The following is a 22,400-nucleotide window of genomic DNA, read 5'->3' on the forward strand; positions in this document are numbered from 1 at the left end:
TTGCCCCTAAAGGTGAGGTTGTTCATTTGTCCTACTCCCTATGCTAGGGTGGGCGTAGGTATTTTGCAGTGCTTGTTCAATTGAACCGACACTTTGGTAAGCCGCTATTAGTTCATGGGATTTAGTTCTGCGTTTTGCTAGTATATCTTTTAATGGTGTTAATAACTGAATATCTGAATCATCCTTCAAGGAAACCTCAGCTACTTGTAAAAGCTGTGTAGCATTAGCACAAATATCTGGATAATCAAAGCCTTTTTTTGCAGAGATTTGGTGTAAAGTCGCGTTAGGCCTAATTGCTCTACCTGGTAAACTTTTATCCAATATCAAACCTTTCAATAATGCCAACAACGCCCCATAGATAGAAAAGTCATCACAACTATCAAAAGCTTTAAATTCAATGCGTCCTACTTCAGCAGGAATACGGGCGATTTTTGTCAATGATGGTACGCTATTAATGAGTTGTTCTTCCTTTTCGACAAACACCAGTGCTGCCGATCTTTTTCCCGTTCTGAAAAAAGTTCTCACTGACAAACCATCCCATAATCCCCCATTATAAAAAGGGGAACTATAACTAAAAGGAACTATATAGGGACTATAATAGGTTAACTTCTTGCCAATATCAATCACATTTTCAATTGGTAAATCTGGCACTGAGATATTTAAATCTGGACCATAAGTTACCATGTAAATATTGGCGGTTTGTTCATCAGGATAAGTCTGTAACTGTTGGAGTTCATAATCATTTAAAGGTGGTTGAGGTTCAAATACAGTCTTATAGGGGTTAAAACTAGTTAAAACAGGTGAAAAACCATAGCCAGCAGCTACTTCACGCAGTAATTGAAAACTTTGTGATAATTCAGTTAAAGCACCTGAAATATCAGAGTGGATAGTGGTTCTGATTTCGATACCTTTGGGTATACAGTCTATCACCTTTTCAGAATTAGCAAATCTTTCAAAACCCTCAATATACCATCTCTTTTGCCGAATACCAGCATCCCCAACGCGCAATTGTGAATAATCGTTGGGGTACGTGGGCAGTTTTTCGACAATTTGATTAAACTCAGCGAATTTAGTTTGGGAAAAATCAGCAAATTTTCCTTCGTGGTTGAGGAAAGCGACTTCATGCTCAATGCCAAAATAAACTTTCATGTATACTTGATTACAGTTAGTTGGGCTGTCTAGTTAGGTTACTGCTACTTATATCTTATGTAGTAATCTGTCCGAGATACTTTTCCATTAATTAATTTATCAAATTTGTAGTAAATTGTACTAGAAATTTATGTTAATTTGGAGTCTGGGAATTTGCTAGTTTAGTCAAGTGGGAGGTTTCTAAAATTACGGGTTGATCAATTGTCTGCAAAATGGTTAATGCTTGGCAGCCATTAGACCAAGATACACTAGGTAAATAAATAATTCGTTGAGCAGATAACATTGGTGGGAATATAGCAGAAGGTTTATGAACAGGAAGTTATCAAAGAAATAGTCTTTTCGTCAAAATAGCTAGGGTGTCTTTGTAGAAAAATCAGCACTGGCTCATAGCAGCATATAATCGTAACCTGTTAACAAATGAACAATTAGATGTATTAAAGCTAACAACCAATGAACTAGAACTCAAAGTAACGGATACCTGAAATCAATTGGTAACGTTCCAGAGGACTAATGACCAATGACCAATGATAAATAACTAAATTATGCAATTTATTGACCAAGCGGTAATCGAAGTTGAAGCGGGTAAAGGTGGGGATGGTATCGTCGCCTTCCGACGTGAGAAATACGTACCAGCAGGGGGTCCATCTGGTGGAAACGGGGGACGAGGGGGTTCGGTGATTTTTGTTGTGGATACTAACCTACAAACTTTGCTGGACTTTCGATACAAGCATCTTTTTAAAGCTGATAATGGTGGACGTGGTGGACCAAATAACTGTACCGGCGCTAATGGTAAGGATTTAATCATCGAAGTTCCCTGCGGTACTTCTGTATATGATGCCAGTACAGGGGCTTTGCTATGTGATTTAATTGAGCCTGGACAAAGTTTTCGGGTTGCTGAAGGTGGAAAAGGTGGACTAGGAAATCAGCATTTTCTGAGTAACCGTAACCGCGCTCCAGAATATGCTTTACCTGGACTCACAGGAGAAATGAAGGTAATACGCCTAGAGTTAAAACTTTTGGCGGAAGTAGGAATTATTGGCTTACCCAATGCTGGTAAATCTACGCTAATTTCATCTCTATCAGCCGCACGTCCCAAAATTGCTGACTATCCTTTTACAACTCTCATCCCTAATTTGGGTGTAGTCAGAAAACCTACTGGTGATGGTACTGTTTTTGCTGATATTCCCGGTTTAATTGCAGGTGCTTCTCAGGGTGCGGGTTTGGGATACGATTTTTTGCGCCACATTGAACGCACAAAGGTTCTGCTACACCTCATTGATGCAACTAGCGAAGATGTGATTGGTGAATACAAGATAATTAAGGAAGAGTTGCAAGCCTATGGACGAGGTTTAGCAAAGCGTCCCCAAATTTTAGCGCTGAATAAAATTGATGCGGTGGACAGGGACACAGTGGATTTAGAAGCCCTAGGGGCTCAACTTCATCACCTATCCCTTTGTCCTGTGTTCTTAATCTCCGCAGTTACCCGCGCTGGGTTAGAACCAATGTTACAGCAAGTTTGGGGAGTCCTTGACCAGATGAATGTGGCTGAAGAGGTAGAGATTTTGCGGTAAAGGCCAGTGTTTAAGCTCAATACAAAGATGTAAAGAACATTCATGGGTAAGCCACGCAAAATATAAGAGTTTGTAGTAACCATCTGGGGTGGGTTAGGCATAAAATTAAACATATAAGTATATGTAGCCACCGCGCCGTAGCCCACCATGTAAACTTAACGACTAGCCATACTATTGGGCTTTCAAAAACTCTAAATATCCTGTACTGAGTTCTGTCACCGCCAAATCATAAAACTGCTGACCGTGTTCTGGTGTTGCTAAAGCCGGATTTGAACCCATGCGTCCATCTGGATAGCGTCTGCGGAAGTCAGTTGCACCATAAATTTTATGTCCAAGAGCAACTTCTGGTGTCAGAGATGCTTTTTTAATAGATTGTGGATAAATATACTGGGTAACGGCTACTTCGCTGGGGGTAGCATGGGAGCCTTCTTGATCACCATATAATTCTTTGGCAAGTTTATATACAGAACTGCACATAAACCAGTTAGCAAGTTGACATTGGGCGTTGCTAATCTGCAAATTTTCCAAGTGCGCATAGGTTTCTGAGAATGCAGCTTTCAGGGTGGCAATGTTACCACCGTGTCCATTGATAAAATAGAACTTAGTAAAACCAGTTTTAGCTAAACAAGTAATATAGTCTCTGACTACCTGAATCAATGTACTTGGACGTAGGCTTATTGTACCGGGAAAAGCGGTATGATGTAATGCCATGCCCACATTGATTGTAGGGCTAACCATTGCTTGAGTTGCTTCACCAACGCCACCAGCGATCGCCTCTGCACAAATAGCATCAGTACCAATTAACCCTGTGGGTCCATGTTGTTCTGTGGATCCAATGGGGATAATAATACCCTGAGATTCTTGTAAATAGGTTTCAACTTCTTGCCAGGTGCTTAAATGTAGTAACATTGTGTGAGAGAATTTAGTTTGGGAATATCCAATTTCTAGCATTTTAGAAAATTCCTCTACTACTGGATGAGAATTTATATCAGATCCGCAGCTAATTCTCAATCAACATATTCACAAATTGCTGCATCTAGTTTTGTTGCACCATGAAAATTGCAGTCTTGGATACAAGCACCTGTCAGAGTGGCGTTATGGAAGTTTGCGGCCATTGTGTTTGATTGGGATAAATTCGCCCCAGTCAGATTCGCCCCAGTCAGATTCGCCCCGCTCAGATTCGCCCCTTTCAAGTTAGCTCCTCTCAAGTTAGCGCGATGTAAGTCAGCCCCATTTAGGTTTGCGTAACTTAGGTTAGCGTTAATCAGCTTGGCGCCATAGGAGTTAGCTTCTGCACCTTGATATTTCCGCCTCCACTCATTCCAAATTGCCACAACCTCTTGCAGACTTTCTAAATTGTCTTCAGTTAGCATGATCAACTTTTGATGCTTGTCATTTATACTTGCATTTTAACTGGGGAAATTATATATATTCAAAATATATTCAAAATACAAGTATTTTTTGAAATAAGAATAAAAAATGACTTTTTTTATCAAACAACAGGAGTAATATCTGAAATTATGTTCAGGAGAATCATAAAACAGCAATAACAATTGTTATTAATAATTGATGGCAATAAAGTATACTATGCTAGATATAGCATTTCCCATGCTCGTGAGGTACAAAGTTGTTTAGTTTGAGGGAACAGGGAACAGGGAACAGGGAATAGGGAATAGGGAACAGGCAATTGATGTGTACTTCATTAGCCTGAAAAAGGCTTTAACATATAGTTATAGTTATAGTTATAGTTATTGTCATTCACTTCCTTATAAGCGTATCTAGAGGCTGTTTTATCGACATTTTCCTCACAAAATACCTTGAATTACTTACTTATTTTTACTTAAATAACAAACACATAAATCAATAAATATGCATTTTATTTACCTGATAACTCTCATATTAAAAATAATAGGAGACACAGCACCACCATGTCTCCTATCCTTCTATTTAATTCCTAGTCACTGTGGAGATGTTTGCATTCTGGAGGATGAAAGAAACCAAAAGACCAGGAAATTCATTCATGATTCTTGGCTCTTAACTAATCAAAACAGTAATGTTTTTTCACGTCGCTGGTGATTTCCCATATACAAGACATACCAGCCGGAAAAGTCACTAAATCACCCTTTCCTATTTTCACCGGTTGTCCACCATCGGGGGTAACAACGACATCACCTAACAAAAAATAACAAGTTTCTTGAGTATCATAAGTCCAGGTAAATTTGGATATTTCTTTCTGCCAAATTTCCCACTGAAACACACCCAACTGGTTGAGGCGCACTTGACTTGGTTGATGCTCAATTTTAATTTCCATACCATGTTTTCTCAGTTAGGATTTAGCAGTAAGATTGAATGTCCTCTCCACACTCATCTACTAAATAACACAAAGCGCGAAAGCGCAGGCCGACAAATTCATCATACAGTGGATTAAGCTTACACAGAGGGGGGATGTGGGCTATTTTGCGCCCAAATAGCATGACGTCGCGCTCGAAAGGACACTGAGCCGGAATCATTTTAGCAATAAAGTGAGCAAAGTCGCGATTTTTAATTTCAATCTTGTCTAGCCTTTTACGTAATGGTTGCAGTAAGTAGAATTTGCGTCGAGTAAATTTATTGTTGCTACCTACATTCTCACTTGCTTCCACTTCTACAGCTTTGATAAAAGCAGGTAGGATAATATGCTGATTATTTGTCTTAACCATAGTTATGACCAAGGTGTTCCTTGTATTGATAAACTATTTGCCGATTGGGAATTTTACCATGCCATCTATATCCGGGATTTGTCTTGTGTTGATAAATCAAACGAGGACAATCACAAAGTGAGTAATTTGCATAGACTTTCCTGGTAAATAGTTCACTCACTTTATATTTAGCTCACTGGATAATGAATAACTGTCCCGTTAAATACAAAATAACAAAGAAAATATAAAAATGGTATTCCGTTAACTTATACTTATTAGTTCTTGCTCTTGAACATAGTGATCCCCCAGATTAAATTTAAATTTATGCGTGAGAAACTGCTCAGTAGTTGTAATTCTACTTTGGTAGTCACAAGCAGGGTGTAACCTTCGTTCCAGCTAGGCTGGATTTGTAGTTATTCCTTGACTTTAATTTATTTTAGTCCCCTGATATCATAAAAATTGTCGTCTTTGCTACAAAACTACCGTCGGATATTATTTAATATCCCCCGCCATATCCTTTGATAAGTACAAACTAACCTATTGTGCCACTGAGACTGACCATAGCTAGAAGCATTTTCACCTCACAAGCACTCTGATGAATTTATTAATTTCTTCCAGCGCGGGTGGTTGCTAGGCCTAAGAGGATGTTTGTCAAGTCATGATTAGTGTATCAAATATTGCTTGACCCCTGTTTGACCCCACCCTAACCCTCCCCTTGTAAGGGGAGGGAACTGGATTTTATTGTTTTTTGTGTGGTCGGTGAGCGAAGTCGATAGCGATAGCGTGGCGTTAGCCATACCGTGTTCGGTGTGTTCCCCAATCCTTCCGGTGTTCCCTGTTCCCTAAGATAAAAATTAGCTGTTGAAAACTTATCAAACATCCTCTAAGTACGTGAAACCTCGTAACTCAAATAACTATTGTTAAGTGATATTACAAAATTTGCCAAAATATTGAGAAATTGACTGCAAGCCAAACATGGCTTTAACGTAGAACCTATAGGAGAGAAGTGGAACAAATATAAAACATGATGGACAAGAGTAATTTTCAAAAATACCGTTTTGTCTGTACCCTGACCTTTGGTGATATCTACGGTCAAATAATTGTTTGGCTAATTACAATCACTGTCAGTTTAGCATCGGCTTTAGCTTTAATGGGTGCTAAACGTCCTGTATATGCTTTAGCAACTGTAGGTCTCATAGTTTTGTTGTCCCTACCATTCTTGCTATTTGCATTTGTCACCACGTTATTCAACCATATTGAAGTCACAGCTGTATCTCCAGGAACGAAAACCGAACCAATACCGGGGAATATTTCTCAGCAAAAACCAGTGGAAGCAACTAGCTGATTTCTGGGATTTAAACTCAGTACCACAAAAATCGTCAACAAGAGCGATGGCGCACCGCGCCCGGCGGAGGCATCGCTCAGTTTAAACTACTTTTGCAAATTACCAAGATGCAAACCGCATTCCTTAGCAGTGGATTCTTCCCACCACCAACGCCCTTCACGTTCATGCTGGTTAGGTAAAACAGGTCTAGTGCAGGGTTCACAGCCAATGCTGACAAAACCGCGTTCATGCAACTTATTGTAAGGTACATCTAAAGCACGGATATATTCCCACACCTGTGCAGAAGACCAGTTGGCTAAGGGGTTAAACTTAATTAACTGATGGTCTGGATTCGAAAAAGCAGTATCAACTTCAATCAGCGGGATATGGTTGCGGGTACTAGGGCTTTGGTCTTTGCGTTGACCTGTAATCCAAGCATCCAGAGTATTGAGTTTCCGGCGTAGGGGTCTGACCTTGCGAACCCCGCAGCATTCTTTATGACCATCTTGATAGAAACTAAACAATCCCTTCTCTTCTACTAAAGCTTGCACTTCCCCCGCATCAGGAAATTGGACTTCTAATTTAATACCATAATGTTCTCTGACCTGATTCAATAACTGGTATGTTTCGGGGTGCAATCGTCCGGTATCGAGAGTAAAAACACGGAAATTTTTAGTAACTTTTGATGCTATATCGATGAGGACAACATCCTCAGCACCACTAAAAGAAATGGAGATATTGTTAAAAGTTTCTAAGGCAAATTTAAGAATTTCCCTGGGTGTGCTTTGACTATATTCTGCTTCTAAGGCAGGAATATCTAAATTAGTTGGGGTAGCTACCATATTTTTGTGTTCTTTGCTTCGGCAAACTGAATTTTACCAATTGTCGTCAAGATTGGCACAGAAAGTTGTCTCATCAAATCTGTGACAACGCTGGGATGGTGTTTGTGGAAGATTTAAATTTAGTTGGTTTGTCCCGTTCAATGCTGGGTAAACATTGCTTGGATGCTGGATTTGGTCAGTTTTTTAATATCCTTCAACAAACCTGTTTAAAGCGCGATGTCTATTTTCAAAAGGTAGACTCACGTAAAACAAGCCAAATATGCCCTAATTGTGGAGTTGAGACAGGTAAGAAAGAACTGTCAGAGCGTACTCATGTTTGTTCAAATTGCGGGTATACAACAGATAGAGATGTTGCATCCGCTCAGGTAGTCGCTATACGTGGACTTGCAGCCGTGGGGCACACGGTCAAGATGCTTGGGGTTAGCGGATCGGCGCGTTAGCGCGGGTAAATTCATTGGAGTCCCTGTGAATCAAGAATCCCACGGCTAGAAGCCGTGGGGAGTGTCAACATTCAACCTGGAGAATAGTCGAGTTTTAAATAGGCTATCAAAGCTACATCAAGATTGGATATTGCCATAGTTACCTTCGCTGAAGCCATGCCAAAAATAGGATAGAATTGTAAAGAAATATTAAGGACTGATTTCCATGAGTTGGTTGTTTTTTGCCCTGGGACTACTCACCGCACTATTAGCGATAGGGATTTTATTATATTTACTCACCCCTCGTCGTTACCAATCATCTAACTCCGTAGCCAATTCTTACGACCAATGGACAGAAGATGGGATTTTAGAATTTTACTGGGGCGAACACATCCACTTAGGTCATTATGGCTCACCACCACAAAGAAAAGATTTTCTGGTTGCTAAGTCTGACTTTGTGCATGAAATGGTGCATTGGGCTGGTTTAGACAAATTACCCGCCGGTACAACTGTTTTAGATGTTGGCTGTGGCATCGGGGGTAGTAGTCGCATTCTAGCAAAAGATTATGGATTTGCGGTAACAGGGATTACCATCAGTCCTCAACAAGTCCAACGTGCCCAGGAGTTAACGGCCAATGGACTGGATGTGAAATTTCAGGTGGATGATGCCATGGCGCTTTCCTTCTCTGATGCCAGTTTTGATGTAGTTTGGTCTATTGAAGCCGGTCCGCATATGCCAGATAAAGCCGTTTTTGCCAAAGAATTAATGCGGGTGCTCAAGCCGGGTGGAGTGCTGGTTGTGGCTGACTGGAATCAAAGGGACGAACGCCAAAAACCTCTGAATTTTTGGGAAAAACCCGTAATGAAACAATTACTAGATCAGTGGTCTCATCCTGCTTTTGCCAGCATTGAAGGTTTTAGTGAACTGTTATCAGAGACGGGATTAGTTGAAGCACAGGTGAAGACAGCAGACTGGACACAACCGACACTTCCTTCTTGGTTAGATTCTATTTGGCAAGGAGTAGCCCGTCCGCAGGGATTAGTCCGTTTTGGCGTATCTGGTTTGATTAAATCTGTGCGAGAAGTTCCTACACTGCTACTGATGCGACTGGCATTTGGTACAGGTCTGTGCCGCTTTGGAATGTTCCGCGCTGTCCGGAAATAATCTTACTCAAAACTGAGTATTTTGATGCTGATAGTACTTATGGGCTGCCATAGCCATAGCCAAAAATCCCCACATAATCATACCAGAAAGACCGATCATAGTACTATAGCCAACTAGCTGCACACAAAAAGTAATACTAATCGCCCTGGCGGTACTGACAAAAGTATCAAAATTTGCTTGAGTATACTGAAATACGCTGAAAATTATCAACATAAACCCTGCCAGATAAGGTATTGCACCCACCCACCCCAGGGTAAAAAACATATCTAGAATACCACTGTCAAGGACAAAGACTTCCAATTCACCAGTCTTTTCATTCACGGTCCAGATATTTCCTAATCCGTTACCTAAAACATTAGAAAGAGCTAAGTTTAAATTTCTCTCATAGCTTTCTGATCTCTCATTAAAGCTAGTATCTTTTTCTAACTGAGAAAAAGTTTCTAACCGATTTGTCACCACATCAGAAATCGGTTCAATATTAGTCAAGGGTATAACACACATGATGATGATTAAAATCATGGCCATTAAGCGCATTTGAAGATGCGCCTTGGCGGAACCAAAAATCATCACGATTCCCAACAACCAACCCAACCAACTACTACGTACTTGTGTCAGTAAAAATGACAAATAACCAACGGCTGATGCTGGTAAAATTAAGCTTCCCGAACTGGTAAATACTAACAGTAGTCCTGTTTGCATCAGAGAAGCAAACGGTCCAGGTGAGTGTAAAGTGCTCCATACCCTCATACCGAAAGGTTCAGGACTTCCTGAACTTGTATACATTTTCGATTCTATCAGCCAGTATCTATCCCATTCCGGTGCGACTACAAATTGATAGATAGCATAAATACCTAATAGCAATACAGCCCAGATGAATATACGTTGAATATTCTGGCGGTAGCTGGGATAGTCTCGCCAGTTGATAAACAAGTGAAAGGCAAAGAGAATGGGACTTAGCCAATCTAAAAGACCCCTGACTACAGGTAGGGGTGAATTATGAACCAAACCGATTAAAAGACCATAGAAGACCGCGATAAAAGCCAAAACAAACGGCATAGCTCCCTGAGTGGAAGCCCGGGGAGAGTGCCGTAAAAAAGTCGCTATAGTCACAAATACAACTAAGTAAGGTGCTATGAGCATCTGACGGGTGGGGTCCCAGCCAATTCGATAGTCAACTAAACGGGCGGCTAAGGGTGTAAGAAACCATATCCACCAAGTAAAACCGATATAGAGAATGGGATGACGTAAGTATAAAAATATGGCTACTGCTAAAGCGGTCACCGGGTAAACTAAGCGCAATAAAGCAGCCGCACCGGCAAAATAGGAAACTACACTCAGTAGCAAAAAGCCGGAAATAGCTAGCCAACCCTCTAGCGATCGCTCTTGGGGAAAAAAGTGTGATTCTGAAAAACTATTGAAATGTATCTGTTTGGAAATCATTACCGCCAATAACTAATGACCAATTACGAATTGTCGATGTGCTAACCAACGTCCCCGCCAGGACAGTAATAACTTTTGTCCGGCAATTTTACCTTGACTAGGTAAAAGTCGCAGCCATTGGATTAAACCTAAACTATCTCTTGTCCCTACTAATAATGCCCACAGCCAAAACACAAAATGACGCGATCGCGGCAGATGTTCTAGTAAGACTAAAGTTTCATTATGAACTAGGTTAATCAAAGCCATTTCATTAAACTTGTGGCGTTGGTCTTCATCAAAACGTTGGGCTGGATAGTGATCTACCGCCACCAGGGGATCATAAATCATCTTCCAACCAGCCCGCTTTAAAGTCAGAGTAAAGGCCATTTCAAAGTGTACCTGGGCTCCAGTACCACGCATTCGTTGATCGAATTTTAATTGCCCAATTGCTTGGGTACGAAAACTCATATTCACCCCTTTGAGAACATCAACTTCCCGGGGTGATCCTACTCCTAAATGGTGGTTACCAATTACCCGCCCGAACCACTGCAACTTACCAACTATGGGCTGTTGACCGTCTTCAATTTTGTCACCGTAGTGTACCCAATCCCGACCCCCGACACCGCCAATAGCAGGATCAGTGATAAAGTGAGCGTTGATTCTTTCCAACCAGTCAGAATGAGGTGCTGCGTCATCATCAGTAATAGAAACAATATCTCCTATTACCACGTTCAAACCGGCGTTGAGTGCAGCTACTACTCCCGGCTCCGTCACAGGTACAATATGCAATGGTAACCTTTCGGCGTAAAATCCGCCGAGGAATTGCCAAGTTTGGGCGTCCGTATCCCTAACCACCACAACTACTTGATCAACTGGTTTAGTTTGTACTTGCAGCGCCAAAAGGCAACGTGATAGATCTAGAGGACGGCGATAGGTGGGGATGAGAACCGTATTCCTCATGATTCATTAACTCCTCAAATAAATCTAAATAGGTTTTTGCCATACTGCTCCAACTGTGTTGTTCTGCAACTAAACGCGCGGCTTTACCCATTTTTTGGCACAATGAGCGATCTCTACTGAGTAACTGTAATGCTTGTGTTAAAGCTTTTACATCGTCTGAGTTTGACAACACTATTCCCGATTCTGGTGTTACTAAAGCAGCAGCACCAGTGGAACTGGCGGTAATTACAGGTAACCCAGAAGCCATGGCTTCAATAACCACTAACCCAAATGGTTCATAACGTGAGGGGAAAATCAAGAAATCTACAGCTTTCATTAGTTCTGGTACATCAGACCTTTGTCCCAAAAAATGTACCCGCTGACGAAGTCCTAATGATTCTGCTAACTGAAGATAGGGGCTTCCTTCAGTATTTCCTGCTACTGCTAGATGTAACTCAGGAACTTGGACTAAGGCTTGTAAGACTGTATCTAAGTTCTTGCGGGTCAGTCTGATATCACCCGCAAACAATGCTAAGGGTACATTTTCAGGTAGTTGCCATTTTTGGCGATCGCTGACTCCTGGGGAAAACTCTTGTAAATCAACGCCGTTTAAAATTACTTTGATAGACTCTGACCGTACACCTATGGCTTTTAAATCCTGAGCAACTTGCTGAGAAACTGCTACTACAACTTGGGCTTTGAGAAAAGCTGGTTTTTCCCAATGTGCATTTAAAGTTGTGTATAGCCACTGGTAAGAGTTATATAGGAAATTTCCTGGTTTTTTTTGAGTTCTATTAGAGGTAAATTTCAACCAAGAATTATGGACAAAATGTACTGCGTTCACATCTCCTGGGGGATTAGTAATTGCGCCATTGACTTTTACTATGTCAACTTCTTGGCGATGTTTTTTTAACCATATTGTGCTTTTATTTGCAAAAATAATGTTACGGATAAATTCTGTAGGATAGCCTTTTACAGGAATATCAACCCACTTAACTAGGTGACTTTCCTGTAATTCTAAGTCTACTTGACTAGCTAATAATGTTAATTGATAACCGCGACGAATTGCTTCTTGGGCTACTTCATAATTAACTCTACCCTGACCATCACATTTTTGTAGGCTATGGGTAACGATACAAATTTTCATTTATTACCTCCATTGTTAATTTTGCCCCAGTAATTGCTGAGTTGGAAGCAAGTAACCGCCAAGATGTAATACCCCGGCGGATGTGACAAGAAAATGTTTAATTTAACTTGGGTATTCCTAATTAATCCTGGGTTTGCTAATATATTCAGACTATAACTGAGTGTGAGGGCTGCGATGGTACCCAAATTTATTTTTTGCTGTTTTATTGCTTGCCAAAGATCAAAACCTGCTAATTCAGTCTGTTGATTCCGCTTTTCTGCAAAAATATTCTGACCCACAAGCTTTTTACCACCTTAATTAATTCACCTGTTTTCTTAGCAAATATGTTTTAATAATTATGTCTCAATTTAACTTCCCATCTTTTTATTTCAGAAGTTATCAAATAAAAAGTAGATAAGGTAATTAAATTGAAAAAATAAATAAATATACCGCTAGTCAAAACAGGCCATCTTCTCAAAGCACCTAATAAAACTTTTAAGTTAACTTCTCTAGCTTTATGTAAAATCATACTCCTACAAAATTCTTTCGAGTATCCACTTTCTTCTAATTTTAAAATCATTTCTGGGATATGCTTAAACTGGGATAACAGTGCGGATGTTGGATCTTTCTGCCAATAGCTGACACCAACAGTGCATTCTAAATAAATATCTTTAGTAACAATTACGCTGCCATTAGCTGCACAAAACCCGGCTATGTAAGCTAAAGATAACCAATTACTTGCAGCATCTTGCCAAAGTTGTAGAGATTTTTGTGCTAATTCACTACGATATACTGTAGCACTTAAAAGACTAACTGCACCAATACTTTTGGAAAAACAATATTCAAATATCGCCTTGCCATTAGTACAAGCATCTTCAGTCTCGACATCAAACCAACGGTTGCCAATAATTGTAGGTGGATGAACAGCCTCTCCAGTAATTTTATTACGACCAGAAAAGTTAAGGAACAATAATGATAAATCTTCATATTTTTTAAGTTTACTAATAACGTAAGTAAGTACTTGCTGTTCAAATTTATCATCATCGCTAATTGTCCATACATATTTGGTGGTACTTGATTTTAGACAATGAATAACATTTCCCATTAATCCGATATTTTCTATATTCCTATGGGGTTTAAAGGTACTTAAAGTAAAAATTGGTTGCCATTTTTTGATAATATCTTGAGTATTATCAGTTGAGCAATTATCAGAAATTAAAATTTCGCACTCAGATTCACAACCTTTGATTTCTTGATGCAGCCATGCTAGCTGTTTATCAAGCAATGTAGCACGATTAAATGTGGGTATTGCGATAGTAAGTAATTTAATCATAGTAAGTAAATTTCCACAAATTTTCTATTTGATTAGAGCTTCTACACGGGTTACTACTTCAGCAGATACTTCTTTCCATGACCGATTTTCGACTGTAGTTTTTGCATTTTTACCAAGAGTCGTTCTCAACTGGCTATCATTAGCACACTGTTGTATTAGATAAGCTAACTCCCCTGCATTACCTCCTTCATAAAGTAACCCATTATCCCCATGACGAATCAAATCTTTTTGACCACAGCAATTTGTAGTGATACAGCAGCGTCCAGATGCCATTGCCTGTAGTAGCACTAAAGGTTGCCCTTCAAAAAAGCTAGGCAGAACAAAGATTTGAGAACGCATAAACAGACTCAGCTCATCAGAGGCCAAAAATTTAGGAATTATTTCCAAATAAGGATGAAAATTCTTTGGCCAGGCAGCTAAAACAGCCTCATGGTCAAGACCTGTACCTGCAAGCAACCAATGAAAAGTTAAGCCTTGTTTATGCAAAATTTGAGCAGCATCAACCAAGGTTTTAATTCCTTTGCGCTCAATCCAAGAACCCATAAAAAGAATAGTCAATGGATTGTTAATCTGTGGTGTTTCATTGACATGATAGGGATAAATCCCATTCTTGTATAAAAATATATCTTGGGAATTTCTGTGATAATATTGCTTAGTAAATTCACAATCTTCTTGATTTAGAAGAAGTAAAAGATTTCCTTTTCTTAAACCTAAATCACAATAATGCAACCGCCATAAGGGAAAAAGTAACTTTGTCCGCAATTTTAATTTTTGAGAGCTTCCATATTTGTCTTCCAACTCCAATTCCCAAGCTCTTCGCTCTAGCCCATGGCTAACTACTACAACAGGAATATTAAATGATAGGAAGAATCCAGAAGCGGGTTCATGAACTATAAAGACAGACGCTTCTCTAGCCAGTTTTTTATAGAAGCGCCGAGCTGCATAAGGGAAGAATGCTTTATGAGCAAATCGGCCTGTTTCAGATGGACCGATATGCAGAAATTCGTAGCCTCGGCTTTCAAATTCATTTTTCCAATGCCAAGCAACTCGACCCATGCCAGACTCTTCGCTTAAAATAACTTCGGCAATGTAAACAATAAGCTTTTTCATAAAAAATCTATAATCAGTTTTTAGTTCAAAAGGTTTTGATTGAATTTAACAATTCATACTAAGAGGATGTCTGTAGTAGTACCTGGTAATTAATGATATTGATTCTCAACGAGAGTGTACGCGAAGCCTTCAGGGCGTTCCGAACACCATGCATGACAGATACCGGCTTTGATAAAAACTTGGTATCAAATTACATTACTAATTGAACTTGAGTTTGGTACTTTGTAATAATGGTTCAATTGCTAATCCAATATGATCAGCAATAAGCTGTAATTGTTGAATGTTATCGTTGCTAAATTGGTGGTAACAAAAATTACCAACGTGCAACACACCGCATACTTGCTCTTTAAGTTGTAACGGTACACCAATTATTGAGCGGATCCCCTTATTACGCAAAATGGGACTGAAAACTTCTATTGTTGATAGATCATCTACAATTACACGCTTGGCACTAGTTGCTATTTTACCTGCAAAGCCACAACCAAATGGAATCTGAATGCCTTCTCTAATCTCTTCTTCTAACCCAATAGAGGCACAGACAAATAATTGCTGTTCTTTTTCTGCTGGTAAAAGAACTGTAACACTATCGGCATTCATGATTTGACAGATAGAAGTAAGTAGGACTTGCAACACATTGTTAAAAAGTAAATCATATTTGACAGTCCTATCGCTATTTTGTAAATCTTGATAGCTGAGTTTAGCAGCCTTTTCTACTCTAGCAAGTGATGTACTCAGGAGAATAGGGAGACGGCTACCGTCTTCGCAGATATATTCTTTCCGACTGCGGACAACTTTTGCAGGTACGCCTACAGCAACTGAGAAAGGAGGGATGTCCTTAGTCACAACAGCACCAGCACCAATAATGCTACCTTCTCCAATTGTTACCCCATCTAATACTTTTACTCCTGAGCCTAACCAACAATCATCTTCAATTACAATTCCTTCACGAGTAACGCCTTGAGAGTTAATATTTTCAGTAGGATCGGAAAAAATATGATTATTGGCAAACAACCCTGTTTGTGCTGCAATTAAACAGTTTTTACCAATTTTAATATTGCCAGAACCTGTAATACAGACATAAGGTCCTATAAAAGTACCTTCATGAATTTCAACAGAAGTGTTATTTAATGCCCTAATATCAACCCCCTGTTCAAGGCTGACTAAATCTCCTAAATATATCCTATTATTTGAGTGCCATCTTGCATCTAAATTGACATTGCGTAAAAGTTGTACTTTATTACCAATCTCAATACAAGAAGCATTGAGAATCCGAACATAACTATCAATATAAACTGATTTGCCGAGGTTACGAAAAATCCCGCGGTAGAATAGTTTTCTTAATCTACCTCCTACAAAATTGGTCGGTATATATCCAAATAAGTTTGTTAATAAATACTCTTGGATATGTTGCCAATTAGATACATATTCACGATTAAGCATGGCGCCAATTATTAAAAATCTAAAGAAAACTAAAAATCACAGCAATTTTGATGTGAGTGAGGTAACCCAGTGTGGGTGTCATGCCCATACTAAAATAGTTTTACAATTAATACCTGCAACTCATTTACCTGGAAAATTTCGCTATTTCACTATTCAGGAAACGATTCATATAAACAGGATTAAATATGGGAAAAATCAAAAGAATTATTATTGGTATTTCTAGTTGAAAAAGCAGCAATCGTATGGGAATAAATTTTTGCTAACTTTTGTACATGAATATCCATAGTAAATTCTTCTTGATACCAAGCATTACCCATCTCACCCATCAGTCGGCTTTGGGAATAATTAATTGCTAATTCATTGATAGCAGCAGCTAACTGTTTAATATTATTAGGTGAAACTAAAATTCCAGTTTTTCCATCTTTCACATGTTCAGGAATACCCCCAACTGCACTAGCAATAATTGGGCGATAGTGACTATAAGCTTCTAGAGTGACCAAACCAGCAGGTTCCGGCCAAAGACTGGGAAAAACCACACCAAAACACTGTTGATAAAGTGATTCTAATTTTTCTGTGTCACACCAACCATGCCAAGTAATGCGATCGCTTAACCCCATTTTACCTGCTAATCTTTGCATACTGGGCTTACTCCAACCATCCCCAGCAATATCAAGATGAATACCTGGGTGGGTATGTGCTAAAGCTTTAATTAGCCATTCCACGCCTTTATCAGGTACAATCCGCCCAGCAAACAATAAACGCTGATGTTGATGAATTTCTGGAGTTAGTGGTGCGGTAGGAAGTTGGGGAGGTTTGACACTACAGCGCAGTGTTACCAATCTTTCAGGCGCTAAACCACAATTAATAATTTGTTGACGCACATAGTCACTATTAGCAATTACAGGAATTTTTAGCTGCTTTAGTCTTTGTAAACTATGGTAAGTATAAAACCAGTTATAGACAATTTTATGGGGTCTACGAGTTCCACAACCATCTACTAAATTACCCCAAGTGCATCCCATAGGATTGATAATTCGATCACAAACTTTATTAGAATTAGATAAATATTTTGTGCCACTGACACAGTAAATAGAATGATTATGTAAAGTCAATATGGCTGGACATTCTTCGTGCAAATCCAGCAACATTTCCGGGTCGTGGATGTGCAGTAATTGGGCTTGTTGCTGATCAAAATTCTTTAAAGAATAAATTGTGCGATCGCTCACCCCACTCATCTGAGAATTGACCAGAGAAGCTAGATAAGTTTCCAAACCACCACCCCCGTTGATATCAACACGTGAGCAGTGATAAATCTGTTTTTTCTTAACCAATGTATGACTCATATTACAGCTATTACTTATAGTTTTATTTACGGTCTATCAGGCGGAAAAATTTACTTTTCGATATTCATCCAAAACTTATGTCTGATATCACTTACGTAATGCCGTAAAGCAATTTTGCTACTAGAAAATTTATCATGATATATAAATTGATCCATGACATTCATGACATACTTTTCTGAGCATAGAGGAACGCTATCATGATTATGAATTGTTAAATGGACAATGGTTTGTTCTGTAAAATAGCTTGGTAGTCCCGATAAATTTGCCAAACGTTTGATGGACAAACTCCAATCTAATTCATGCTTAAATAAAATAAATCCCGCATTGATAGGATTTATTTTTTCTGTTTCTTCATAAAGGATTCTCCCATCTAGTGAATTGGCACAATCTGGTAAATAATGGCAGACTGGACTATCTGAATTAGCCAACTCTACTAAATCACTTCCCCCTGGGAAGAATAAAATATCTGAGTCTGTATAGATAGTGGCACCATGAATGGGAATTGACATCAATGCTGATAATTTTTTACCCATAGGATGGATTTGGGCATAATCACATACACATTGCGGTAAATCTGGTTTAATAAATTCCTTGATGGGTATGACTTCAACACAGGGATGAATCCGGCGCAGTAACTGACAACTCAAATCAGTATAGCTACCATCAGAAATCACGGTAAATCTATGAGGGATACCAACATGAGTGATAAATGAGCGAATACTTGCGACTTGTTCGGGTAAGTCGCGTTCACAAGATAATGCATATACAGTCAACGGAACTTGTTGAGTTATTTTGATGTCACGTCTAACCGTTTTAGCTATCTTGGATTTATATAAATTACGCTTAATTTTTCCTTGTAAGCGAGCGGAATGATAGCCAACATTTACCATTGTTATATTTCCTAGAAATCAAGTATTTATCAATTCATTCTGCAATTTACTAGCCATAAATCATGATAATTTTATCGATGTTAACCCATTTGATATTGGGTCTTGTGATATTGCCATAACTTGCCTTTAAGTTCTAATAATTCCTGGTAATTACCTTGCTCGACAATCCGCCCTTGTTCTAATACCACGACTTTATCAGCTTGGGCGATAGTTGAGAGACGGTGAGCGATCGCAATAACTGTTTTACCTACAGATAGCTTTTCTAGAGATTCTTGAATCAAGCGTTCAGTCATGGAATCAAGAGCGCTAGTGGCTTCGTCCAAAATCAAAATTTCTGGGTCTCGCAGCAAAGCCCGGGCGATGGCAATTCGCTGGCGTTGTCCTCCAGATAATCGCACACCCCGATCCCCCAATTGGGTATTAAAGCCTTCGGGCATTTCTTCAATAAATTCTAGTGCATTGGCTAGTTGAGCAACTTTGCGAATTTGAGCCTCATTTGCTCCTTGTGTACCGTAGGCAATATTATTCGCCACAGAACTATTGAAAATAAATGTATCCTGACTGACAACAGCGATTTTCCTCCGTAAAGACTTAATATCAAATTTGCGGATATCCACTCCATCAATCATGATATTTCCGGCAGTTGGGTCATAAAATCGGGGAATTAAATCAATCAATGTACTTTTACCAGCACCAGTACCACCGACTAACGCCGTAGTTTTACCCTTTTCAATACTCAGGGTAATATTATTTAGCACTGATGTATTTGCATCATAGCCAAAATCCACTGACACTATATCAATTGAATATTCTAGCCCATTAAATGGGAGATAACCATTCTGTAAATAGGTTTTATTGTCAGTTCTAATTAGCTCCTTAATATTATCCGCTGCTCCTGCAATTGTGCTAAGATGGGCTCTAGTGCCATTAATATCTTGGACAATTGGCACAACCCGAAAGAGAACAAAGAAAAATGTGAGCAAAGAAGCGACCTCTAGGGTTCCATTGGCAACAAAAGCAGTAAAAGCAAACACAATCATCCCAATAAGAATCGTACTAGCTATAGCTTCAGCTAGTGGTCTAACCAGCGCCCAGGTTAATACAACTTTGGTAGAGGTGCTAACTACTTGATTGCTAGCATCATAAAAACGATGGCGCTCAAATTCTTGAGTTGAAAATGCCTGAACAGTACGAATTGCGTTAATAAATTCAATAGCTATAGAAGTAAATTTTCCATTAGCAACCGATGTACTAAAACTAGTTTCCCTGGCACGGGCATTTAGTGTTGATAATCCAACCCCTATTAAGGTGAATAATAGAAAAGAAATAATTGTCAGATGCCAAGATAATAAACACATGGAGAGAAAATATACAGCAATGGTTATCCCTCTAGTTATCAAAAATGCTGATCCACTAAACCACTGTTTTATTCTTTCAATTTCCGTAGTGATACTATTAATTATTTCTCCAGAACGTGTATTGTTAAAATAACTTAAGGATAATCCTTGTAACTGCTCAAAAATTTGTTTACGCAAGCAGTCTGCTAGACGTAATTGAGATATTTCTATGTATACTTGTGCGAGGTAATTGAAACTAGCACGTATCCATGTACTCAGTAAAATTAGTAAAGAAATACGATATAGCCTATTAATTGCCGATGAATGAGCTGCTAAAATCCAAGTGTCAAACCAGGAGATTCCAGTTTGAATTGGTTCGGCATCAGGGGTAGTTAAATTTTGCAAAAATGACAAGAGAAAGCCAATACTAAAACCTTCAAAAGTTGCAGCTAGTGCTGAAAATAGTAGAGCGAGAATAGCAACTTTGCGGAATTTTTTAAATTCTCTCAATATTAAATAGTTTTTCTGCCAAAATTTACTGGTTTTAAAGCGATCACCTAAGACTTGAGCAGCTTGAATATACATGATTCTCTTACAAACATAATGTGATCAATTGGAACAGTCATAGAGATGCTCAACAACCCTTTAATTTGAGTAAGACAAAAAATTGCTTATCTTGCTTGAGGGTGCGTCAGACAAAGCGCCATAACGCACCTTATGGACTGAATGCATTTAGCAGAAAATCACAGTGTTGGGTTATCCAAATGCAAGAGACTAGATTGTTGCCATGAATCCGTCATCTGTGATAATTGATTCATCTGCTCTTGTCCCGCCACAGTTAGGGCACTTTCTAAAGTACAATTACGAGATCTCATCAAAGTCGTTTCACCGCGCAGCACATTCCACAACTGGGGCAAATAGTCCAGATCATATTTACGTATCCAACGCCCTACATCTATAAGATTCTCATTTGCGGTTGTACAAAACTTGAGGGCACGAAAGATTTTACCTCGTTTTCCCACCTGCCACTCACTGGTCAAAACTGCCCCTGGTGACCCAATCTGTAAAATGAAAAACAATACCAGCATAACTGGACTCATGAGTAGTAGCAAAAACAAAGCGGTAATCCAGTCAATGAGTTGTTGCCAACGGCTAACTTGTTTATTGCTAGAGGGTAATCTTAGAAATATGGGCTTTCCAGCTTCCTGACAGGCTTCAACCCACAGTTTTAGATAATCCTTACCAACACTGGGATCTATACTGACCAAATTTACTGGAGAATGTTTTAAGCAATTTATTAATAATTGCTCATCATGTAAAGAAGGTAGATAAAGCTGTTTAGTTTTTCCGGGCGATTTGACTAACAACTGACCACGCCGCCATTGGAGTGTACAGTATGAAAAGCGATGATTGCGGTGTTGCTCGGCTGGATGAGAGGAATTTGCGAGAGCAGGAGGAATTAATGAAATTGTCATATGTCTTTGGATCTATACAATAGTGAATCGCTGAGTTAATATTGAAGGCTATGAATGCCAAAGACTCAAACGGAATTTTGTTTTGCTCCAAAAATAGGTAATTGTGTGCCGAAATATGCTTTTTAAGTTGCACTCCAGATGACTCTAGATTTTGGGCGATTATGCTGGTTAAAAAATGTACAAACCAGAAGGATACTTAGGAAATAAGTAGCAGTAAACATACTGCACAAAAGGGAAATTAAGGGGATTATCTGCTCAACATGGATAATCGAAAAGTGCTTCAATAAAATTCCTTCATCCCTTAAGTGCGCCATAAATTCATATCTACTATTAGTTGCGACTACCTATTTTTTTCTCAATCTCACAAAACCAGTTTAACCTTGACTTTTAGTTGTTGCGTTGGGGCTTTAATGTCTAGGATATAAGACCTTTGAGACCTGACTATATGCTGAAGTAAATTCTTTATTTAGTCTTTAAATAGCCAGTGCTTTTTCTTGTTAATTATAAAGCTACTATAAATATACTTCTTTTGAAGTAATAGTAGTATCCTGGAAATCTCATATTAGTCATCTGGGAAAAAGAATGTAGAGACTTTCCATAGAATATCTCTATAATGGTTATAGGATAGGCATATTTAAATTCTGGATATGTCTATTGAGAAAATCCAGCAATGGCAGCTACTGGAGTTGAGACAATTACAGACATCTTTATTGAGGTGAGTTACAGTCTTAGTGGTCAGGATGCCTAGCCCAGAATAATGTTACTATTCACATTTGTGCCTCATCTATCTACAACCTGCTGTATCTAAAAAAAAGATATGTGCGATCGCCCAAGCGCTGT

Annotated in this window: 22 protein-coding genes; 4 read left to right on the plus strand and 18 right to left on the minus strand. The window is 39.0% G+C overall.

Features of this window, described 5'->3' with window-relative positions; all coding sequences use genetic code 11:
- Positions 1-6 precede the first annotated feature (6 nt).
- Both PN447_RS07305 and PN447_RS07310 read right to left on the minus strand, forming a co-directional pair.
- Positions 7-1,149 carry a glutamate--cysteine ligase gene (locus PN447_RS07305; RefSeq protein WP_271762038.1) on the minus strand — a complete coding sequence of 381 codons (1,143 nt, stop codon included), beginning with the start codon at positions 1,147-1,149 and terminating at the stop codon, positions 7-9.
- A 133-nt stretch (positions 1,150-1,282) separates the two neighbouring features.
- Positions 1,283-1,432: a hypothetical protein gene (locus PN447_RS07310; RefSeq protein ID WP_271762040.1), complete on the minus strand. Its 150-nt coding sequence runs from the start codon at positions 1,430-1,432 to the stop codon at positions 1,283-1,285.
- Positions 1,433-1,691: 259 nt separating this feature from the next.
- On the opposite strand from PN447_RS07310, the gene obgE reads away from it, so the two are divergent.
- On the plus strand, positions 1,692-2,720 hold the full coding sequence (gene obgE, locus PN447_RS07315) for a GTPase ObgE (RefSeq protein WP_271762042.1): 1,029 nt from the start codon (positions 1,692-1,694) through the stop codon (positions 2,718-2,720).
- 171 nt (positions 2,721-2,891) lie between these two features.
- Here obgE and PN447_RS07320 read toward each other — a convergent pair whose 3' ends face one another.
- From PN447_RS07320 to PN447_RS07335, 4 genes are all read right to left on the minus strand, one after another.
- Positions 2,892-3,629 (minus strand): creatininase family protein, encoded by a 738-nt coding sequence (locus PN447_RS07320; RefSeq protein ID WP_271762143.1) that lies wholly within the window; start codon positions 3,627-3,629, stop codon positions 2,892-2,894.
- A gap of 98 nt (positions 3,630-3,727) precedes the next feature.
- Complete coding sequence (locus PN447_RS07325; RefSeq protein WP_271762044.1) at positions 3,728-4,093, minus strand: pentapeptide repeat-containing protein; 366 nt, start codon at positions 4,091-4,093, stop codon at positions 3,728-3,730.
- 665 nt (positions 4,094-4,758) lie between these two features.
- Positions 4,759-5,031, minus strand: coding sequence for a cupin domain-containing protein (locus PN447_RS07330; RefSeq protein ID WP_271762045.1), 273 nt, complete (start codon positions 5,029-5,031; stop codon positions 4,759-4,761).
- 22 nt (positions 5,032-5,053) lie between these two features.
- Entirely contained in the window at positions 5,054-5,419 is a 366-nt protein-coding gene (locus PN447_RS07335) for a Mo-dependent nitrogenase C-terminal domain-containing protein (protein ID WP_271762047.1), read from the minus strand.
- A gap of 1,006 nt (positions 5,420-6,425) precedes the next feature.
- On the opposite strand from PN447_RS07335, the gene PN447_RS07340 reads away from it, so the two are divergent.
- Positions 6,426-6,743 carry a hypothetical protein gene (locus PN447_RS07340; protein ID WP_271731279.1) on the plus strand — a complete coding sequence of 106 codons (318 nt, stop codon included), beginning with the start codon at positions 6,426-6,428 and terminating at the stop codon, positions 6,741-6,743.
- A gap of 86 nt (positions 6,744-6,829) precedes the next feature.
- On the opposite strand, the gene PN447_RS07345 is transcribed toward PN447_RS07340, so the two are convergent.
- A complete protein-coding gene (locus PN447_RS07345) occupies positions 6,830-7,564 on the minus strand; it encodes a phosphoadenylyl-sulfate reductase (RefSeq protein ID WP_271762048.1) in 735 nt (244 codons plus the stop codon).
- A 95-nt stretch (positions 7,565-7,659) separates the two neighbouring features.
- Between PN447_RS07345 and PN447_RS07350 the strand changes: the two genes are divergently transcribed.
- Positions 7,660-8,004, plus strand: a complete 345-nt coding sequence (locus tag PN447_RS07350; protein WP_271762145.1) for a transposase — start codon at positions 7,660-7,662, stop codon at positions 8,002-8,004.
- A 205-nt stretch (positions 8,005-8,209) separates the two neighbouring features.
- Positions 8,210-9,148 carry a methyltransferase domain-containing protein gene (locus tag PN447_RS07355; RefSeq protein WP_271762049.1) on the plus strand — a complete coding sequence of 313 codons (939 nt, stop codon included), beginning with the start codon at positions 8,210-8,212 and terminating at the stop codon, positions 9,146-9,148.
- Between the two features lie 6 nt (positions 9,149-9,154).
- Here the strand turns inward: PN447_RS07355 and PN447_RS07360 are convergent, their stop codons facing one another.
- From PN447_RS07360 to hepC, 11 genes are all read right to left on the minus strand, one after another.
- Positions 9,155-10,588, minus strand: a complete 1,434-nt coding sequence (locus tag PN447_RS07360) for an O-antigen ligase family protein (protein ID WP_271762050.1) — start codon at positions 10,586-10,588, stop codon at positions 9,155-9,157.
- Between the two features lie 12 nt (positions 10,589-10,600).
- Positions 10,601-11,527 (minus strand): glycosyltransferase, encoded by a 927-nt coding sequence (locus PN447_RS07365; RefSeq protein WP_271762051.1) that lies wholly within the window; start codon positions 11,525-11,527, stop codon positions 10,601-10,603.
- Positions 11,445-12,653 carry a glycosyltransferase family 4 protein gene (locus PN447_RS07370; RefSeq protein ID WP_271762053.1) on the minus strand — a complete coding sequence of 403 codons (1,209 nt, stop codon included), beginning with the start codon at positions 12,651-12,653 and terminating at the stop codon, positions 11,445-11,447. Before PN447_RS07370 ends, PN447_RS07365 begins: the two co-directional genes overlap by 83 nt.
- On the minus strand, positions 12,650-12,931 hold the full coding sequence (locus PN447_RS07375; RefSeq protein ID WP_271762055.1) for a hypothetical protein: 282 nt from the start codon (positions 12,929-12,931) through the stop codon (positions 12,650-12,652). Before PN447_RS07375 ends, PN447_RS07370 begins: the two co-directional genes overlap by 4 nt.
- Before the next feature lie 50 nt (positions 12,932-12,981).
- Positions 12,982-13,965: a glycosyltransferase family 2 protein gene (locus PN447_RS07380; RefSeq protein ID WP_271762057.1), complete on the minus strand. Its 984-nt coding sequence runs from the start codon at positions 13,963-13,965 to the stop codon at positions 12,982-12,984.
- 24 nt (positions 13,966-13,989) lie between these two features.
- Positions 13,990-15,075: a glycosyltransferase family 4 protein gene (locus PN447_RS07385; protein ID WP_271762058.1), complete on the minus strand. Its 1,086-nt coding sequence runs from the start codon at positions 15,073-15,075 to the stop codon at positions 13,990-13,992.
- 198 nt (positions 15,076-15,273) lie between these two features.
- Positions 15,274-16,515, minus strand: a complete 1,242-nt coding sequence (locus PN447_RS18620; protein ID WP_334311086.1) for a GAF domain-containing protein — start codon at positions 16,513-16,515, stop codon at positions 15,274-15,276.
- Between the two features lie 179 nt (positions 16,516-16,694).
- Positions 16,695-17,858, minus strand: coding sequence for a glycosyltransferase family 4 protein (locus PN447_RS07400; RefSeq protein WP_271762060.1), 1,164 nt, complete (start codon positions 17,856-17,858; stop codon positions 16,695-16,697).
- A 50-nt stretch (positions 17,859-17,908) separates the two neighbouring features.
- Positions 17,909-18,748, minus strand: a complete 840-nt coding sequence (locus PN447_RS07405) for a hypothetical protein (RefSeq protein ID WP_271762061.1) — start codon at positions 18,746-18,748, stop codon at positions 17,909-17,911.
- A gap of 80 nt (positions 18,749-18,828) precedes the next feature.
- Positions 18,829-20,670 (minus strand): heterocyst formation ABC transporter subunit HepA, encoded by a 1,842-nt coding sequence (hepA, locus tag PN447_RS07410; protein WP_271762062.1) that lies wholly within the window; start codon positions 20,668-20,670, stop codon positions 18,829-18,831.
- 158 nt (positions 20,671-20,828) lie between these two features.
- Positions 20,829-21,560 (minus strand): heterocyst development glycosyltransferase HepC, encoded by a 732-nt coding sequence (hepC, locus tag PN447_RS07415; protein WP_271762063.1) that lies wholly within the window; start codon positions 21,558-21,560, stop codon positions 20,829-20,831.
- Positions 21,561-22,400: the final 840 nt, after the last annotated feature.

The sequence above is a fragment of the Anabaena sp. CS-542/02 genome (genome assembly GCF_028331085.1).
GTDB classification, from domain to species: domain Bacteria; phylum Cyanobacteriota; class Cyanobacteriia; order Cyanobacteriales; family Nostocaceae; genus Anabaenopsis; species Anabaenopsis arnoldii.

What these genes read in the sequence shown, in the direction of transcription:
- PN447_RS07385 (WP_271762058.1), bottom strand. Translation starts at nt 15,075, where the DNA reads ATGAAAAAGCTTATTGTTTACATTGCCGAAGTTATTTTAAGCGAAGAG.
- PN447_RS07325 (WP_271762044.1), bottom strand. Translation starts at nt 4,093, where the DNA reads ATGCTAACTGAAGACAATTTAGAAAGTCTGCAAGAGGTTGTGGCAATT.
- hepA (WP_271762062.1), bottom strand. Translation starts at nt 20,670, where the DNA reads ATGTATATTCAAGCTGCTCAAGTCTTAGGTGATCGCTTTAAAACCAGT.
- PN447_RS07345 (WP_271762048.1), bottom strand. Translation starts at nt 7,564, where the DNA reads ATGGTAGCTACCCCAACTAATTTAGATATTCCTGCCTTAGAAGCAGAA.
- PN447_RS07360 (WP_271762050.1), bottom strand. Translation starts at nt 10,588, where the DNA reads ATGATTTCCAAACAGATACATTTCAATAGTTTTTCAGAATCACACTTT.
- PN447_RS07310 (WP_271762040.1), bottom strand. Translation starts at nt 1,432, where the DNA reads ATGTTATCTGCTCAACGAATTATTTATTTACCTAGTGTATCTTGGTCT.
- PN447_RS07335 (WP_271762047.1), bottom strand. Translation starts at nt 5,419, where the DNA reads ATGGTTAAGACAAATAATCAGCATATTATCCTACCTGCTTTTATCAAA.
- PN447_RS18620 (WP_334311086.1), bottom strand. Translation starts at nt 16,515, where the DNA reads ATGCTTAATCGTGAATATGTATCTAATTGGCAACATATCCAAGAGTAT.
- PN447_RS07380 (WP_271762057.1), bottom strand. Translation starts at nt 13,965, where the DNA reads ATGATTAAATTACTTACTATCGCAATACCCACATTTAATCGTGCTACA.
- PN447_RS07320 (WP_271762143.1), bottom strand. Translation starts at nt 3,629, where the DNA reads ATGTTACTACATTTAAGCACCTGGCAAGAAGTTGAAACCTATTTACAA.
- hepC (WP_271762063.1), bottom strand. Translation starts at nt 21,560, where the DNA reads ATGACAATTTCATTAATTCCTCCTGCTCTCGCAAATTCCTCTCATCCA.
- PN447_RS07350 (WP_271762145.1), top strand. Translation starts at nt 7,660, where the DNA reads ATGGTGTTTGTGGAAGATTTAAATTTAGTTGGTTTGTCCCGTTCAATG.
- PN447_RS07400 (WP_271762060.1), bottom strand. Translation starts at nt 17,858, where the DNA reads ATGAGTCATACATTGGTTAAGAAAAAACAGATTTATCACTGCTCACGT.
- PN447_RS07365 (WP_271762051.1), bottom strand. Translation starts at nt 11,527, where the DNA reads ATGAGGAATACGGTTCTCATCCCCACCTATCGCCGTCCTCTAGATCTA.
- PN447_RS07370 (WP_271762053.1), bottom strand. Translation starts at nt 12,653, where the DNA reads ATGAAAATTTGTATCGTTACCCATAGCCTACAAAAATGTGATGGTCAG.
- PN447_RS07330 (WP_271762045.1), bottom strand. Translation starts at nt 5,031, where the DNA reads ATGGAAATTAAAATTGAGCATCAACCAAGTCAAGTGCGCCTCAACCAG.
- obgE (WP_271762042.1), top strand. Translation starts at nt 1,692, where the DNA reads ATGCAATTTATTGACCAAGCGGTAATCGAAGTTGAAGCGGGTAAAGGT.
- PN447_RS07340 (WP_271731279.1), top strand. Translation starts at nt 6,426, where the DNA reads ATGGACAAGAGTAATTTTCAAAAATACCGTTTTGTCTGTACCCTGACC.
- PN447_RS07305 (WP_271762038.1), bottom strand. Translation starts at nt 1,149, where the DNA reads ATGAAAGTTTATTTTGGCATTGAGCATGAAGTCGCTTTCCTCAACCAC.
- PN447_RS07405 (WP_271762061.1), bottom strand. Translation starts at nt 18,748, where the DNA reads ATGGTAAATGTTGGCTATCATTCCGCTCGCTTACAAGGAAAAATTAAG.
- PN447_RS07355 (WP_271762049.1), top strand. Translation starts at nt 8,210, where the DNA reads ATGAGTTGGTTGTTTTTTGCCCTGGGACTACTCACCGCACTATTAGCG.